Annotated in this window: 15 protein-coding genes; 12 read left to right on the top strand and 3 right to left on the bottom strand. The window is 69.8% G+C overall.

Annotated features, from left to right (window positions below; translation table 11 throughout):
- Positions 1-9: 9 nt before the first annotated feature.
- The 3 genes from ON30_RS17030 to ON30_RS17020 are packed head-to-tail and all read right to left on the bottom strand — an operon-like array spanning position 10 to position 1,992.
- Positions 10-729 carry an HD domain-containing protein gene (locus tag ON30_RS17030; RefSeq protein WP_040708344.1) on the bottom strand — a complete coding sequence of 240 codons (720 nt, stop codon included), beginning with the start codon at positions 727-729 and terminating at the stop codon, positions 10-12.
- A 42-nt stretch (positions 730-771) separates the two neighbouring features.
- Positions 772-1,398, bottom strand: a complete 627-nt coding sequence (locus tag ON30_RS17025; RefSeq protein ID WP_040708343.1) for an alpha-ketoglutarate-dependent dioxygenase AlkB — start codon at positions 1,396-1,398, stop codon at positions 772-774.
- A 33-nt stretch (positions 1,399-1,431) separates the two neighbouring features.
- Positions 1,432-1,992 (bottom strand): TetR/AcrR family transcriptional regulator, encoded by a 561-nt coding sequence (locus tag ON30_RS17020; RefSeq protein ID WP_040708341.1) that lies wholly within the window; start codon positions 1,990-1,992, stop codon positions 1,432-1,434.
- A 183-nt stretch (positions 1,993-2,175) separates the two neighbouring features.
- Here ON30_RS17020 and pyrR point away from each other — a divergent pair, with 183 nt between their 5' ends.
- The 12 genes from pyrR (at position 2,176) to metK (ending at position 15,515) form a co-directional block, all read left to right on the top strand.
- A complete protein-coding gene (gene pyrR / locus ON30_RS17015; protein ID WP_051029453.1) occupies positions 2,176-2,805 on the top strand; it encodes a bifunctional pyr operon transcriptional regulator/uracil phosphoribosyltransferase PyrR in 630 nt (209 codons plus the stop codon).
- Positions 2,802-3,761 carry an aspartate carbamoyltransferase catalytic subunit gene (locus ON30_RS17010; RefSeq protein WP_040708340.1) on the top strand — a complete coding sequence of 320 codons (960 nt, stop codon included), beginning with the start codon at positions 2,802-2,804 and terminating at the stop codon, positions 3,759-3,761. Before pyrR ends, ON30_RS17010 begins: the two co-directional genes overlap by 4 nt.
- A 40-nt stretch (positions 3,762-3,801) precedes the next feature.
- Positions 3,802-5,103 carry a dihydroorotase gene (locus tag ON30_RS17005; RefSeq protein ID WP_040708339.1) on the top strand — a complete coding sequence of 434 codons (1,302 nt, stop codon included), beginning with the start codon at positions 3,802-3,804 and terminating at the stop codon, positions 5,101-5,103.
- Positions 5,103-5,600 (top strand): PH-like domain-containing protein, encoded by a 498-nt coding sequence (locus ON30_RS17000; protein ID WP_040708337.1) that lies wholly within the window; start codon positions 5,103-5,105, stop codon positions 5,598-5,600. The genes ON30_RS17005 and ON30_RS17000 overlap by 1 nt, the downstream gene beginning before the upstream one ends.
- Positions 5,597-6,724 carry a glutamine-hydrolyzing carbamoyl-phosphate synthase small subunit gene (carA, locus tag ON30_RS16995; protein WP_040708334.1) on the top strand — a complete coding sequence of 376 codons (1,128 nt, stop codon included), beginning with the start codon at positions 5,597-5,599 and terminating at the stop codon, positions 6,722-6,724. Before ON30_RS17000 ends, carA begins: the two co-directional genes overlap by 4 nt.
- Positions 6,724-10,062, top strand: coding sequence for a carbamoyl-phosphate synthase large subunit (gene carB, locus ON30_RS16990; RefSeq protein WP_040708332.1), 3,339 nt, complete (start codon positions 6,724-6,726; stop codon positions 10,060-10,062). Before carA ends, carB begins: the two co-directional genes overlap by 1 nt.
- 61 nt (positions 10,063-10,123) lie before the next feature.
- Entirely contained in the window at positions 10,124-10,948 is an 825-nt protein-coding gene (pyrF, locus tag ON30_RS16985; protein WP_040708389.1) for an orotidine-5'-phosphate decarboxylase, read from the top strand.
- A gap of 570 nt (positions 10,949-11,518) precedes the next feature.
- Positions 11,519-11,839, top strand: coding sequence for an integration host factor, actinobacterial type (gene mihF, locus ON30_RS16980; RefSeq protein WP_040708330.1), 321 nt, complete (start codon positions 11,519-11,521; stop codon positions 11,837-11,839).
- A gap of 8 nt (positions 11,840-11,847) precedes the next feature.
- On the top strand, positions 11,848-12,429 hold the full coding sequence (gmk, locus tag ON30_RS16975) for a guanylate kinase (protein ID WP_040708327.1): 582 nt from the start codon (positions 11,848-11,850) through the stop codon (positions 12,427-12,429).
- A gap of 64 nt (positions 12,430-12,493) precedes the next feature.
- Positions 12,494-12,769: a DNA-directed RNA polymerase subunit omega gene (gene rpoZ / locus ON30_RS16970; protein WP_040708326.1), complete on the top strand. Its 276-nt coding sequence runs from the start codon at positions 12,494-12,496 to the stop codon at positions 12,767-12,769.
- 52 nt (positions 12,770-12,821) lie between these two features.
- Complete coding sequence (gene coaBC / locus ON30_RS16965; protein WP_040708323.1) at positions 12,822-14,048, top strand: bifunctional phosphopantothenoylcysteine decarboxylase/phosphopantothenate--cysteine ligase CoaBC; 1,227 nt, start codon at positions 12,822-12,824, stop codon at positions 14,046-14,048.
- A 255-nt stretch (positions 14,049-14,303) separates the two neighbouring features.
- Positions 14,304-15,515: a methionine adenosyltransferase gene (gene metK / locus ON30_RS16960; RefSeq protein WP_083911450.1), complete on the top strand. Its 1,212-nt coding sequence runs from the start codon at positions 14,304-14,306 to the stop codon at positions 15,513-15,515.
- The last annotated feature ends 11 nt before the right edge of the window (positions 15,516-15,526 follow it).

The raw sequence follows: 15,526 nt of genomic DNA, 5'->3' as shown, positions 1-15,526 counted from the left end.
GCCCGCCGCTCAGGCTGTCTCGGGGCCGAGGATGGCCTCGAACCGTTCGTCGGCACGGGCGAGTTGTTCGAGGATGTGCTGTTTGACGTGTTCGGCCAGCGGGGTGTCCGCCCGGGTGACCAATTCGCGGTAGACGTCGGTGAGCGGACGGTATTTGCGGGCGAGGTAGCTCATCGCCGAACCGGTGGCGTAGAGGATGCCGACGCCGTTGTCGGTGAAGTCGGACAGTTTGACCACCCGCGCCCAGGGGGAGCGGTCGAGGTTGTGCGCGATGTGTTCGCGGTATTGCTCGTGCTTGTCGCGCGCCGGGTCGCGGAGAGGGTTGGTGACGTCGGCGACCAGGTCGGCGACCCGCGTGCCGAACCGGTCGGCCAGTGCGGCCAGCGCGCCGGAGCGCGGATCGGCGGCGTCGGGGTCCGCGAGGTCCTTCGGATGGTCCTCGACGGCGTCGTGCAGCAGTCCGGCCACCACCAGGTCGCTGTCGCGGACCTCGTAGTGGCTGATGATCCGGATCGCCACGCGCAGCAGGTGGTTGAGGTAGGGCTCGCGGCCGTACCGATCCTCGCGGTGCAGGTCGGCGGCGAGTTCCAGTGCCTCGGTGACTCGTTCGGTGTCGGGGAGATCGGCGATCTCCAGCAGTAGTCGTTCGCGCAGTCCGGTTTCGCCGTAGACCTCGCTGATGGTGTGCAGCGGCATCACGGCAAGAACCCCCGCCCCTGGATCGCTCATAGGCGTCAATCTATCCGTGCTCGGTGTCGATCGCGTGGCGGGCTAGCGCACCCCGCGCGGACGGAACTGGATGCTGATGCGCGGCCCGGCGGGCCTGCGGGTCTTGGGGACCGCGTGTTCCCAGCTGCGCTGGCAGGAGCCGCCCATGACCAGCAGGTCACCGTGGCCGACGGTGTAGCGCACGCTCGTGCCGCCGCCGCGCGGGCGCAGCAGCAGTGCGCGGGGCGCGCCCACCGACACGATGGCGACCATGGTGTCGTGGGTCGCGCCGCGGCCGATGGTGTCGCCGTGCCAGGCGACGCTGTCGCGGCCGTCGCGGTAGTAGCACAGGCCCGCGGTGCGGAACGGTTCGCCGAGTTCGTCGCGGTAGTGCGCGCCGAGCGCGTCGCGGGCGCGGGCGAGACAAGGGTCGGGGAGTTCGTCGTCCTCACCGTAGAAGGCGAGCAGGCGGGGGACGTCCACGACGCGGTCGTACATGGGGCGGCGTTCGGCCTGCCACGGCACGCGGGCGGCGAGGTCGGCGAAGAGTTGGTCGGTTCCGCCGAGCCAGGCGGGGCGCAGGTCGACCCAGGCGCCGTCGCCGAGTTCGGTGCGGCGGGTCGGGGTGAGCGAGCCGATCTCGACGTCGCCGAAGCCGTCGAGCAGCGACCCTTGCAGCGGAGTCGACATGCGGGCGACTTTACACTGTATCGAACATATGTGCTAGCACTCGTCCGTGTCGAGGATGCCCAGGGCGATCCGGGTCGCGGCGGCGTGGGACTCCGCGTCGCTCAAACGCAGATCGCCCATCATCGCCAGACTCCAGCTCAGCGCCAGCAGGGCTTGGCGCGCGCGGAAGACCGCGAGCGGCGCGTGCTCGGGCGCGGTCATCAGGTCCGCGAGGGTGCGGAACTGGTAGCGCAGACCGTCGCCGACGCCGAGATGGCGGAAGGCGGGCTGGTTCTCGTGCCAGAAACGCACCATGTCGCGCCCGAGCCCGTGCAGGAGATCGCCGTAGCGCAGCAGGATCGCGCGGGCGCGCTCGGGCCCCGGCTCGGTCTCGCCCGCCCACGCGACGAGGTCGTCCACGCCGCGGCGCAGGTCTTGCGACAGGCTCGCGACGATGTCCTCTTTGGTGCGGAAGTGGTAGTACAGCGCCGCTTTGGTGACCCCGAGGCGTTCGGCGATCTCGCGCAGCGAGGTCTTGTCGTAGCCCTGTTCGGAGAACAACTCCATCGCGACGGCGCGAATTCGTTCCCGCGTATCGCTGCGACGTCCATCCATGGGTCCTCCGTTGTGGCTCGGCGGTCGAAGCCTAGCGCCCGCCGACCGGCGCGAGCGCGCCCGCGCGTGGCCGGGCTCACACCCGGCTGTACCTGGTGAAACCTGTCCGTCGAGCGCTGTTAGGCTGCAAGCCGTAAGACATCCTTTAACGGACCGTCCGGTGAGGCGGGGAAGGAGGTCGGCATGGCTGTGCCCGGAGATCGGGCTGCCAGGTCCGGCGGTGCCGAGGGTTCGCAACGGCACACCCCCGAATGGGTGGCCGCGGGCCGCGAACTGCTGTCGCCCTCGGATGTGGGGCGCACCGTCGCCCGCATCGCGCACCAGATCATCGAGAAGACCGCGCTGGACTCCGGTGCGGCCCCGCGCGTGGTGCTGATCGGAATCCCCACCCGCGGTACCACGCTCGCGGCGCGGCTGACCGAGAAGATCGAGGAGTTCTCCGGCGTGCGTCCCGCGCTCGGCTCCCTCGACATCACCCTCTACCGCGACGATCTGCGCAGTCGCCCGCACCGTCCCCTGGAACGCACCTCGGTCCCCGACGGCGGGATAGATGACGCGCTCGTCGTACTGGTCGACGACGTGCTGTTCTCCGGTCGCACCGTGCGCTCGGCCCTGGACGCACTGCGCGATCTGGGCCGCCCGCGCGCGGTCCAACTCGCGGTGCTCATCGACCGCGGCCACCGCGAACTGCCCATCCGCGCCGATTTCGTCGGCAAGAACGTGCCCACCTCGCGGTCGGAGGACATCTCGGTGCTGCTCACCGAGCACGACGGCCGCGACGGCGTCTACCTGCACCAGGAGGAGGCGCAGTGAGGCATCTGCTGACGGTCGCCGATCTGGACCGCGCCGCGGCGAACGAACTGCTCGACGAGGCCGAACGGTTCGAGCAGGCGCTGCTGGGCCGCGAGGTGCACAAGTTGCCGACGCTGCGCGGCCGCACCGTGATGACGGTCTTCTACGAGAACTCCACCCGCACGCGGGTCTCCTTCGAGGTCGCGGGCAAGTGGATGAGCGCCGACGTGATCAACGTCAGCGCGAGCAGTTCCTCGGTCTCCAAGGGCGAATCGCTGCGCGACACCGCGCTGACCTTGCACGCGGCGGGCGCCGACGCGCTGATCGTGCGGCATCCGGCCTCGGGCGCGGCCCATCAGATCGCCCGCTGGATGGACGCGTGGGCGCTGGCCGAGGGCGTCTCGGCCCCGGCGGTGATCAACGCGGGCGACGGTACGCACGAACATCCCACCCAGGCCCTGCTCGACGCGCTGACCCTGCGTCAGAAACTCGGTGACGTGGCGGGTAAGCGGGTCGTGATCGTCGGCGACATCCTGCACAGCCGGGTGGCGCGCTCGAATGTCTTCCTGCTGAGCACACTCGGTGCGGAGGTCGTCCTGGTCGCGCCGCGCACGCTGCTCCCGGTCGGTGTGCAGGCGTGGCCCGCGCGGATCTCGCACAGCCTGGACGCCGAACTGGCCGGCGCCGACGCGGTGCTGATGCTGCGGGTGCAGGCCGAGCGCATGAACGGCGGATTCTTCCCCTCGGCGCGCGAGTACGCGGTGAACTACGGATTGTCCGAGCGCAGGCTCGCGCTGCTCGAGGAGCACGCGGTGGTGCTGCACCCGGGGCCGATGCTGCGCGGTATGGAAATCGCCTCGGCGGTGGCGGATTCGCCGCGCGCGGCGATCCTGCGCCAGGTCACCAACGGCGTGCACCTGCGGATGGCGGTGCTGTTCCGGCTGCTGGTCGGGACGCAGGAGGCGGTCCTCGCGTGAACGGCGACAACGGATTACAGCGATACGCGGGAGGTGCGGCATGGCCGAACTGGTGATCAGGGGCGCGCGGCCGTACGGCGAGGGCGAGCCGGTCGAGGTGCTGATCCGCGACGGGATCATCGCCGAGATCGCGGCGCGGGTCACCGCGGGATCGGACGCGGAGATCATCGACGCGCGCGGGCAGATCCTGCTTCCCGGCTTCGTCGATCTGCACACCCACCTGCGCGAGCCGGGCCGCGAGGACACCGAGACCATCGAATCCGGTTCCGCGGCGGCGGCGTTGGGCGGCTACACCGCGGTCTTCGCGATGGCCAACACCAACCCGGTGGCGGATTCGGTGGTGGTCACCGATCACGTCTGGCAGCGGGGTCAGCAGGTCGGCCTGGTCGACGTGTACCCGGTCGGCGCGGTGACGGTCGGGCTCGAGGGCAAGCAGTTGGCCGAGATGGGCACGATGGCCGCAGGCATCGGCGCGGTGCGCATGTTCTCCGACGACGGCCACTGCGTGTACGACCCGCTGATCATGCGGCGCGCGCTCGAGTACGCGAATTCGCTGGGCGTCCTGATCGCCCAGCACGCCGAGGAGCCCAGGCTGACCAAGGGCGCTGTCGCCCACGAGGGGCCGACCGCCGCCCGGCTGGGTCTGGCGGGCTGGCCCCGCGCGGCCGAGGAGTCCATCGTCGCGCGTGACGCGCTGCTGGCCCGCGACGCGGGCGCTCGCGTGCACATCTGCCACGCCTCCACCGCGGGCACGGTCGAATTGCTGCGCTGGGCCAAGGCCCAGGGCATCGCGATCACCGCCGAGGTCACCCCGCACCACCTGCTGCTCGACGATTCCCGGCTGGAGACCTACGACGCGGTCAACAAGGTGAATCCGCCGCTGCGCGAGAGTTCCGACGCGGCGGCGCTGCGGCAGGCGTTGGCCGACGGCGTGCTCGACTGCGTCGCCACCGATCACGCCCCGCATGCCGAACAGGACAAGTGCTGCGAGTTCTCCGCCGCGCGCCCCGGCATGCTCGGGCTGGAGACCGCGCTGGCGATCGTGGCGGCGACGATGGTCGAGCCCGGTCTGCTGGACTGGCGCGGCGTGGCCAGGGTGATGAGCGAGCGTCCGGCCGAGATCGTCGGTCTCGACGAACACGGCCGTCCGGTCGAGGTCGGTGAGCCGGCGAATCTGACGCTGGTCGACCCCGCGGCCTCCTGGACGGTGCGCGCCGCCGAGCTGGCCAGCATCTCGAACAACACCCCGTTCGAGAACATGACGTTCCCCGCTCGGGTGACGACGACACTGCTGCGCGGTCGGGTGACCGCGCGCGATGGCAAACCGGTGGGAGGTCCGTAGTGGAGAGAACCCTGTGGGTCGTCGGGTTGTTGATCCTGTTCGTGCTCGCCGTGTGGTTGATGTGGCGCGGCTGGCAGAACCGGGCCGCGCGGCAGGCCGAGCGCATCGGTGAACTGCCCACGGTGCCCGCCGATCTCGGCGCGCAGGTGCTCGAGCCGACGACGGGCGTGTACCTGGGCAGCACGATCGCGCCGAGTTGGCAGGATCGGATCGCGGTCGGCGACCTGGGTTTCCGGGCGACCGCGGAACTGACCCGCTTCGAGCGCGGCATCCTGCTCGAACGCGACGGCGCGACGGTGATCTGGATTCCGGAGGAGTCGATCACCGCGGTGCGCACCGAGCGCGGGCACGCGGGCAAGGTGATGACCGAAGGCGGTGTGCTGGTGATTCGCTGGAAGCTGCCGACCGGAACCGAGATAGACACCGGTTTCCGAGGCGACGACAAGACGGTGTACCCGGCGTGGGCCAGGGCGATGACGGGAGATGAGCAGACATGAGCGAGACGGGCGTGACCGACGCCGCGGCCCTGGTGTTGGAGGACGGACGGATCTTTCGCGGCACCGCCTACGGCGCGGTGGGCCAGACCCTCGGTGAGGCGGTGTTCTGCACCGCGATGACCGGTTACCAGGAGACGCTGACCGATCCGAGTTACCACCGGCAGATCGTGGTGGCCGCGGCCCCGCAGATCGGCAACACCGGGTGGAACGACGAGGACGACGAGTCCGGCCGCATCTGGGTGGCCGGGTACGTGGTGCGCGACCCGGCGCGGCGCGCCTCGAACTGGCGGGCCACCACCACGCTGCCCGAGGCGATGCGCGATCAGGACGTCGTCGGCATCGCGGGCGTGGACACCCGCGCGCTGGTGCGGCATCTGCGCACCAGGGGTTCGATGAAGGCGGGCATCTTCTCCGGCGCCGCCCTCGCCGAACCGGACGAGTTGGTGGGCCGGGTCACCGGGCAGCGGTCCATGCTGGGCGCGGATCTGGCCGAGGAGGTCAGCACCGACGCGCTCTACACGATCGAGCCGACCGGCGAACACCGCTTCACCGTCGTCGCGGTCGATCTCGGCATCAAGACCAACACCCCGCGGATGTTCGCCGAGCGCGGCATGCGCGTGCACGTGGTGCCCTCGACCACCTCGATCGACCAGATCCTGGAACTGGCCCCGAACGGGGTGTTCCTGTCCAACGGCCCCGGCGACCCGGCCACCCAGGACGGCGCGGTCGCGCTGACCCGCGGCGTGCTCGAACGCGGCATCCCGCTGTTCGGCATCTGCTTCGGCAACCAGATCCTCGGCCGCGCGCTGGGCCGTGGCACCTACAAGATGAAGTTCGGCCACCGCGGCATCAACATCCCGGTGGTCGAGCACGGGACCGGCCGCATCTCGATCACCGCGCAGAACCACGGGTTCGCGCTGGAGGGCGAGCGCGGCGAACGGTTCGACACCCCGTTCGGCCCCGCCGAGATCAGTCACGTGTGCGCCAACGACGACACCGTCGAGGGTGTGCGCCTGGTCGACGGCCGCGCGTTCTCCGTGCAGTACCACCCGGAGGCCGCCGCCGGACCTCACGACGCCGCCTATCTCTTCGACCGTTTCGCCGGTCTCATGGAAGGAGCCTGATGCCTCGCCGCGAGGATCTGTCGCACATCCTGGTGATCGGTTCCGGACCGATCGTCATCGGCCAGGCCTGCGAATTCGACTACTCCGGCACCCAGGCGTGCCGGGTGCTGCGCGCGGAGGGGCTGCGGGTCTCGCTGGTCAACTCCAACCCGGCCACGATCATGACCGACCCGGAGTTCGCCGATTCCACCTACGTGGAGCCGATCACCCCGGAATTCGTCGAGAAGGTCATCGAGAAGGAGCGTCCCGACGCGATCCTGGCGACCCTCGGCGGCCAGACCGCGCTCAACACCGCGGTCGCCCTGCACGAACGCGGGGTGCTGCAGAAGTACAACGTCGAGTTGATCGGCGCGGACTTCGAGGCCATCCAGCGCGGTGAGGACCGGCAGAAGTTCAAGGACATCGTCGCCAAGGTCGGCGGCGAGAGCGCGCGCTCCAAGGTCTGCTACACCATGGACGAGGTCCGTGAGACCGTCGCCGAACTGGGCTTTCCCGTCGTGGTGCGCCCCTCGTTCACCATGGGCGGACTCGGCTCCGGCATGGCCTACGACCACGAGGACCTCGACCGCATCGCCGGCGGCGGCCTGGCCGCCTCGCCCACCGCGAACGTGCTCATCGAGGAATCCATCCTCGGATGGAAGGAATACGAGCTCGAGCTGATGCGCGACGGCCGCGACAACGTCGTGGTGGTGTGCTCGATCGAGAACGTCGACCCGATGGGCGTGCACACCGGCGATTCGATGACGGTCGCGCCCGCGATGACCCTCACCGACCGCGAATACCAGAAATTGCGCGATCTGGGCATCGCGATCCTGCGCGAGGTCGGCGTGGACACCGGCGGCTGCAACATCCAGTTCGCGGTGGACCCGGCCGACGGTCGCCTGATCGTCATCGAGATGAACCCGCGGGTGTCGCGCTCCTCGGCGCTGGCCTCCAAGGCGACCGGGTTCCCGATCGCCAAGATCGCCGCCAAACTGGCGATCGGCTACACCCTCGACGAGATCGTCAACGACATCACCGGCGAGACCCCGGCCTGCTTCGAGCCGACCCTGGACTACGTCGTGGTCAAGGCCCCGCGCTTCGCGTTCGAGAAGTTCCCCGGCGCGGACCCGACGCTGACCACCACCATGAAGTCGGTCGGCGAGGCGATGTCGCTGGGCCGCAACTTCTCCGAGGCGCTCGGCAAGGTGCTGCGTTCGCTCGAGACCAAGGCCACCGGTTTCTGGACCCAGGACGACGGTCGCTGGGCTCCGGTGAACGACGATGTCAGCGGCGCGATCGAGGCCGTCCTCGAGGATCTGCGCACGCCCACCGAAGGACGTATCTACCAGGTGGAGCGCGCGCTGCGCCTGGGCGCGAGTATCGAGGTCGTCGCGAAGGCGTCCGGGGTCGACCCGTGGTTCGTCGCCGAGATCGCCGGACTGGTGGAGTTGCGCGGGGAGATCCTCGACGCGCCCGTGCTGGACGAGCCGCTGCTGCGCCGGGCCAAGCACTACGGCCTGTCCGATCGTCAGCTCGCGGCGTTGCGCCCGGAACTGGCGGGCGAGACGGGCGTGCGCGCGCTGCGGCACCGGCTCGGGGTGCGTCCGGTCTTCAAGACCGTCGACACCTGCGCCGCCGAATTCGAGGCCAAGACGCCGTACCACTACTCGGCCTACGAACTCGATCCGGCCGCCGAATCCGAGGTCGCCCCGCAGCGTGAACGCGACAAGGTGATCATCCTGGGTTCGGGGCCGAACCGGATCGGCCAGGGCATCGAATTCGACTACTCGTGCGTGCACGCGGCGCAGACGCTGTCGCAGGCCGGCTACGAGACGGTCATGGTGAACTGCAACCCGGAGACCGTCTCCACCGACTACGACACCGCCGACCGCCTCTACTTCGAGCCGCTGACCTTCGAGGACGTCCTCGAGGTCTTCCACGCCGAATCGGAGTCGGGCACGGTCGCGGGCGTCATCGTGCAACTCGGCGGCCAGACGCCGCTGGGGCTGGCGCAGCGGCTGACCGACGCGGGCGTGCCGGTGGTCGGCACCAGCGCGGCCGCCATCGACCTGGCCGAGGACCGCGGCGAATTCGGTGAGGTGCTGGTCGCCGCCGGGCTGCCCGCGCCCAAGTACGGCACCGCCACCACCGTGGCCCAGGCCAAGAAGATCGCCGCCGGGATCGGGTATCCGGTGCTGGTGCGACCGTCCTACGTGCTCGGCGGGCGCGGCATGGAGATCGTCTACGACGAGAAGTCCCTGGAGGGCTACATCTCCCGCGCCACCGAACTCACCCCCGACCGGCCGGTGCTGGTCGACCGTTTCCTCGAGGACGCCATCGAGATCGACGTCGACGCCCTGTGCGACGGCGAGGAGGTCTACCTCGGCGGCGTCATGGAGCACATCGAGGAAGCGGGCATCCACTCCGGCGACTCCGCGTGCGCGCTGCCGCCGATCACGTTGGGGCGCAGTGACATCGAGGCGGTGCGGCGCTCGACGGTGGCGCTGGCCAAGGGGATCGGCGTCAAGGGTCTGCTCAATGTGCAGTACGCCCTCAAGGACGACGTGCTCTACGTGCTCGAGGCCAACCCGCGCGCCAGTCGCACGGTGCCGTTCGTGTCCAAGGCCACCGCGGTGCCGCTGGCCAAGGCGGCGGCGCGGATCACCATGGGCGCCACCATCGCCGAACTGCGCAAGGAGGGCATGCTGCCCGCCGAGGGCGACGGCGGTCACGTCCCGCTGGACGCGCCCGTCGCGGTGAAGGAAGCGGTGCTGCCCTTCCACCGGTTCCGTCGCGCCGACGGCACCGGGGTCGACTCGCTGCTGTCGCCGGAGATGAAGTCCACCGGCGAGGTCATGGGCATCGACGCCGATTTCGGCACCGCCTTCGCCAAGAGTCAGGCCGCGGCCTACGGGTCGCTGCCCACCGAGGGCACGGTGTTCGTCTCGATCGCCAACCGCGACAAGCGGGCCATGGTGTTCCCGGTCAAGCGCCTGCACGATCTGGGCTTCCGCATCCTGGCCACCGAGGGCACCGCGGAGATGCTGCGCCGCAACGGCATTCCGTGCGAGCAGGTCCGCAAGCACTCCGAGCCCGACACCGAGGGGTCCGACGCGCCGACCATCGTGGAGCAGATCCGCGACGGCGAGGTCGACATGGTGTTCAACACCCCGTACGGCAATTCCGGTCCGCGCGTGGACGGCTACGAGATCCGCACCGCCGCGGTCGGGGTGAACATCCCCTGCATCACCACGGTGCAGGGCGCGGCGGCGGCCGTGCAGGGCATCGAGGCGAGCATCAACGGCGGCATCGGCGTGCGCTCGCTGCAGGAACTGCATTCGGTGCTGCGTGGCTGATCCCACGGCCACCGACCCCACGACCGACATCGCGCGGACGACCCACGAGGAGGCGGGTTCGATGAAGGGCTTCGGCGCCCGATTACGGCACGCGACCGCGCGGTTCGGCCCGGTGTGCGTCGGCATCGACCCGCATCCGCAACTGCTGACCGCGTGGGGTCTGAGTGTGGACGCCGACGGTGTCGAGGCGTTCGCCGAGATCTGCGTGGAGGCGTTCGACGGCACGGTGGCGCTGGTGAAACCGCAGGTGGCGTTCTTCGAGCCCTACGGCGCGGCCGGTATCGCCGTACTCGAGCGCACCATCTCGGTGCTGCGCGCCTCGGGCACCTTGGTGCTGGCCGACGCCAAGCGCGGCGACATCGGTTCCACCATGGACGCCTACGCCCGTGCCTGGCTCGGCAACGGTCCGCTGGGGTCGGACGCGGTCACCGTCTCGCCGTACCTGGGCTTCGGGTCGTTGGCTCCGGCGCTGGAGTTGGCCCGCGCCGAGCATCGCGGGGTCTTCGTGCTGGCCGCGACTTCCAATCCGGAGGGCGGCCAGGTGCAGCGGGTGGTCGCGGCCGACGGTCGCACCGTCGCGCAGTCGATGGTGGACGAGGCGGCGCGGCGGAACGCGGGCGAGGAGTTCGGGTCGGTGGGCGTGGTGGTCGGCGCGACGCTGGCCGAGGCCCCCGATCTGTCCGAACTCGGCGGCCCGATCCTGATGCCCGGCGTCGGCGCGCAGGGCGGCGGCCCCGACAGCGTGCGCGCGCTGGTGCCCGAGCACGTGCTGTCGGCGGCGGTGCCCGCGGTCTCGCGCGAGGTGCTGCGCGAAGGTCCGTCGGTGCCCGCGCTGCGCGCCAGGCTCGCCGCCTTCCAGGAGGAGTTCGCTTTCCTGCGGCGGTGACGGCGGATCGGGGACGACCTGTCGACGGGCGGTGACGATGCGTCACCGCCCGTTGCATTGACGGTGCGCGACGGTGGCCGATCGCGGGTCCCGTGCGCCGTTCTGCGCGGTTTTTCCGGTCGGTCCGGCCCCGGAGTGTGGGTGCGTCCGGTGTGGCTCTCAGCGGCCCGTTCAGGGCGTTCGCGACGGCCGCGCCCGCCCGCGAGGGGGACATGTGTTCGATCCGACACGCGGGAGTTCGCATCGACACGCGGAAAATTCCAGAAAGTTCCTGGTAGGGCGCGTGTGTGCTCCGCGACGCGCCCGGCGGCATCGCCGCTATCGCCCCGCTACCGCTCGCGGATCGCGAAAACCTCCTGGTGGCAGCACCTTTCACGGGAACACCGAGGTGAGCGCGACGGGGAGTCGGTCACCGCGCGCATCCGGGCGCGCGCATCCTTACGGCATCCGGAATCATGCGCTGACCTGGGGGGTGGGTTCGCAATTGGCGGACCACGTGGGTACGGTCGCTGAGACTGTCGGGTTATTCGATGGTTGTTGATATGCAATGAACGATGAGACGGAGGAACCGTGGCCCTTCCCCAGCTGACTGACGAGCAGCGCGCCGCTGCTCTGGAGAAGGCGGCGGCAGCTCGCCGCGCTCGGGCGGAGCTCAAGGAGCGTTTGAAGCGCGGCGGCACCGACCTGAAGAGCGTCCTGAAGGACGCCGAGACCGACGAGATCCTCGGCAAGATGAAGGTCTCCGCGCTGCTCGAGGCCCTGCCGAAGGTGGGCAAGGTCAAGGCTGCCGAGATCATGACCGAACTGGAGATCGCCCCGACCCGCAGACTGCGCGGACTCGGCGATCGGCAGCGCAAGGCGCTGTTGGCCCGGTTCGACTTCGACGCCTGATCACGAGGGTGGTCGAACACACGCGGAAGGGTCGACTGGTAGTACTGGTCGGCCCCTCGGCCGTGGGCAAGTCCACGGTCGTGCGGTGCGTGCGGGAATACCTGCCCGAACTGGTCTTCAGTGTGTCCGCGACAACCCGGGCCCCCCGGCCCGGGGAGGTCGACGGACTGGACTACCGGTTCGTCTCCCGGGACGAGTTCGACGCCATGATCGAGGCGGGCGAACTGCTCGAGTGGGCGGAGATCCACGGCGGACTCCAGCGGTCCGGCACCCCGGCGAGCCCGGTGCGCGACGCACTGGCCCTGGGCAAGAACGTTCTGGTCGAAGTCGACCTCGAAGGCGCGCGCTCGGTGCGCCGCGCCCTCCCCGAAGCCATCCTGGTCTTCCTCGCCCCGCCCAGCTGGGACGAGCTGGTCACGCGTCTGACCTCGCGCGGCACCGAATCGCCGGAGGTGATCGCCCGGCGGCTGGAGACGGCGCGGGTCGAGCTCGCGGCCTGTGACGAGTTCGACATCGTGATCGTGAACGACGAGGTGACCAGCGCCTGTGAGCAGTTGGTATCGTTGTTCGTTAGCACAAATTCGCGATGAGCACCGCGCTGCGCCGTCCCGAGCGCGTGCACCTTCTTCCGACGACAACGCAGGAGCCTGCCCCGTGAGCGATACCAAGACCGTGCCCGCGTACGACACCCCGGTCGGCCTGACCAACCCCCCCATCGACGAACTGCTCGAGCGGACCTCGTCGAAGTACGCGCTGGTCATCTACGCGGCCAAGCGGGCACGGCAGATCAACGACTACTACAACCAGCTCGGCGACGGCATCCTCGAATACGTCGGCCCGCTGGTCGAGCCCGGCCTGCAGGAGAAGCCGCTGTCGGTGGCGATGCGCGAGATCCACTCCGATCTGCTCGAGCATTCCGAAGGCGAATAAGAGCTCTGTCGTCCTTCCTCGCTCGCGCGGGGATCAGCCACCCGGAGGGGTTGTGACCACACGGATCGTCGTCGGCGTAGGCGGAGGAATCGCCGCCTACAAGGCATGCGCACTAGTCCGGCGCTTCACCGAGACCGGACACGACGTCCGGGTGATCCCCACCGAGTCGGCCCTGCGTTTCATCGGTAAGGCCACCTTCGAGGCGCTGTCGGGCAATCCGGTGCACACCGATGTGTTCACCGATGTGCCCGAGGTGCCGCACGTGCGTCTGGGCCAGGAGGCCGACCTCGTCGTCATCGCCCCGGCCACCGCCGACCTGATGGCGCGCGCCGCGCACGGCCGCGCCGACGACCTGCTCACCGCCACCCTGCTGACGGCGCGATGTCCCGTGCTGTTCGCGCCCGCGATGCACACCGAGATGTGGGAGCATCCGGCCACCGTCGCCAATGTCGAGACGCTGCGCGCGCACGGCGCGATCGTGATGGAGCCCGCCTCGGGCAGGCTCACCGGCGCCGACACCGGGCCGGGGCGGCTGCCCGAACCCGAGGAGATCTTCGGGTTGGCGATGCTGTTGCAGGAACGCACCGACGCCATTCCGCGCGATCTGGTCGGCCGCCGCGTGGTCATCACCGCGGGCGGCACCAGGGAGCCGTTGGATCCGGTGCGCTTCCTCGGCAACCGCAGTTCCGGCAAGCAGGGTTACGCCCTGGCGCGGGTGGCCGCCCAGCGCGGCGCCCAGGTCACGCTGATCGCGGGCAACACGATCGAGATGGCCGCGCCCGCCGCCGTCGAACTGGTGCACGTCACCACCGCCGAACAGCTCAAGACCGCCGTGGACAAGCACGCGGTCGGCGCGGACGCGGTGATCATGGCCGCGGCGGTCGCGGATTTCCGGCCCACCAACGTGGCGGCGGCCAAGATCAAAAAGGGCGCGAACGAACCCGACGTCATCGCGTTGACCAAGACCGACGACATCCTGGCCGGTCTGGTGCAGTCGCGTCGCGACGGTCAGTTGCCCGGTACGGCCATCGTCGGCTTCGCCGCCGAGACCGGTGACGAGCACGGCGACGTGCTGACCCACGCGCGGTCCAAACTGGCGCGCAAGGGCTGCGATCTGCTGGTCGTCAACGCGGTCGGCGAGGGCAAGGCGTTCGAGGTCGACACCAACGACGGCTGGCTGCTCGGGGCCGACGGCACCGAACAGGCGCTGGACCACGGGTCCAAGGCGCTGCTGGCGAGCCGGGTGCTCGACGCGCTCGGGCCGCTGCTGCGCCGTTGAGCGTTCACCATCGAATAGTGTTGCCGCACCGGGGGTTCACTCCCGGTCGCGGAGGTCGGGCACGGTGTCCGGATCGTGACGCCACGCTGTCTGGGACGGCATGGACGCGACAACAACCTGCCGGCCGTCGCGACCCTGACCAACGCGTCGGTGGTTTGCAATAGTCTGGGATGAGACCGCACGGGGGTCGGCTCGGTGCACTACCGTCGCGGTCCCGAGAAATACGAGAAACCCGTTGAGGGAGAGGGAACAACTGTGGGTACGACTGGCAGCCGCCTATTCACCAGTGAGTCCGTGACCGAAGGTCATCCGGACAAGATCTGTGACGCCATCAGCGATTCCATCCTCGACGCGTTGCTGTCGGAGGATCCCCGTAGCCGGGTCGCGGTGGAGACGCTCGTGACCACCGGTCAGGTCCATGTCGCGGGCGAGGTCACCACCTCCGCCTACGCCGACATCCCGCGCATCGTCCGGGAGAAGGTCCTCGAGATCGGATACGACTCCTCGGCAAAGGGTTTCGACGGCAACTCCTGCGGCGTCAACATCGCCATCGGGGCCCAGTCGCCCGATATCGCCCAGGGCGTGGACACCTCGCACGAAGCCCGCGTGGGCGGCGAGGACGACGCCATCGCCAAGCAGGGCGCGGGCGACCAGGGCCTGATGTTCGGCTACGCCACCACCGACACCCCCGAACTCATGCCGCTGCCCATCGCGTTGGCGCACCGGCTCTCGCGCAGGCTCACCGAGGTACGCAAGTCCGGCGTGCTGCCCTACCTGCGTCCCGACGGCAAGACCCAGGTCACCATCGAATACGAAGGCGACCGCGCGGTGCGGCTGGACACCGTCGTCATCTCCACCCAGCACGCCGCCGACATCGACCTGGACAATCTGCTCGCGCCCGACATCCGCGAGAAGGTCCTGGAGTCGGTGCTGGCCGATCTGGATCTGCCCACCCTGGACACCGCCGACGTCCGGTTGCTGGTCAACCCGACCGGCAAGTTCGTCCTGGGCGGCCCGATGGGCGACGCCGGCCTGACCGGCCGCAAGATCATCGTCGACACCTACGGCGGCTTCGCCCGCCACGGCGGCGGCGCGTTCTCCGGCAAGGACCCGTCGAAGGTCGACCGCTCGGCCGCCTACGCCATGCGCTGGGTCGCCAAGAACGTCGTCGCGGCCGGTCTGGCCGAACGCGTCGAGGTCCAGGTGGCCTACGCCATCGGCAAGGCGGCGCCGGTCGGTCTGTTCGTCGAGACCTTCGGCACCGAGAAGGTCGATCCGACGCGCATCTCCTCGGCCATCACCGAGGTGTTCGACCTGCGTCCCGGCGCGATCATCCGCGACCTGGACCTGCTGCGCCCGATCTACGGCCCGACCGCCGCGTACGGCCACTTCGGCCGCACCGACATCGACCTGCCCTGGGAGCACACCGACCGCGCCGACAAGCTGCGCGCGGCCGTCGGCCTCTAGGCCGCCCGTGC

Origin of the sequence: Nocardia takedensis NBRC 100417 (genome assembly GCF_000308695.1) — a bacterium.
Taxonomy (GTDB): Bacteria; Actinomycetota; Actinomycetes; order Mycobacteriales; family Mycobacteriaceae; genus Nocardia; species Nocardia takedensis.
This window is presented reverse-complemented; position numbering and strand designations above follow the sequence as displayed.

What these genes read in the sequence shown, in the direction of transcription:
- carB (WP_040708332.1), top strand. Translation starts at nt 6,724, where the DNA reads ATGCCTCGCCGCGAGGATCTGTCGCACATCCTGGTGATCGGTTCCGGA.
- ON30_RS17005 (WP_040708339.1), top strand. Translation starts at nt 3,802, where the DNA reads ATGGCCGAACTGGTGATCAGGGGCGCGCGGCCGTACGGCGAGGGCGAG.
- pyrR (WP_051029453.1), top strand. Translation starts at nt 2,176, where the DNA reads ATGGCTGTGCCCGGAGATCGGGCTGCCAGGTCCGGCGGTGCCGAGGGT.
- carA (WP_040708334.1), top strand. Translation starts at nt 5,597, where the DNA reads ATGAGCGAGACGGGCGTGACCGACGCCGCGGCCCTGGTGTTGGAGGAC.
- ON30_RS17020 (WP_040708341.1), bottom strand. Translation starts at nt 1,992, where the DNA reads ATGGATGGACGTCGCAGCGATACGCGGGAACGAATTCGCGCCGTCGCG.
- ON30_RS17025 (WP_040708343.1), bottom strand. Translation starts at nt 1,398, where the DNA reads ATGTCGACTCCGCTGCAAGGGTCGCTGCTCGACGGCTTCGGCGACGTC.
- pyrF (WP_040708389.1), top strand. Translation starts at nt 10,124, where the DNA reads ATGAAGGGCTTCGGCGCCCGATTACGGCACGCGACCGCGCGGTTCGGC.
- ON30_RS17030 (WP_040708344.1), bottom strand. Translation starts at nt 729, where the DNA reads ATGAGCGATCCAGGGGCGGGGGTTCTTGCCGTGATGCCGCTGCACACC.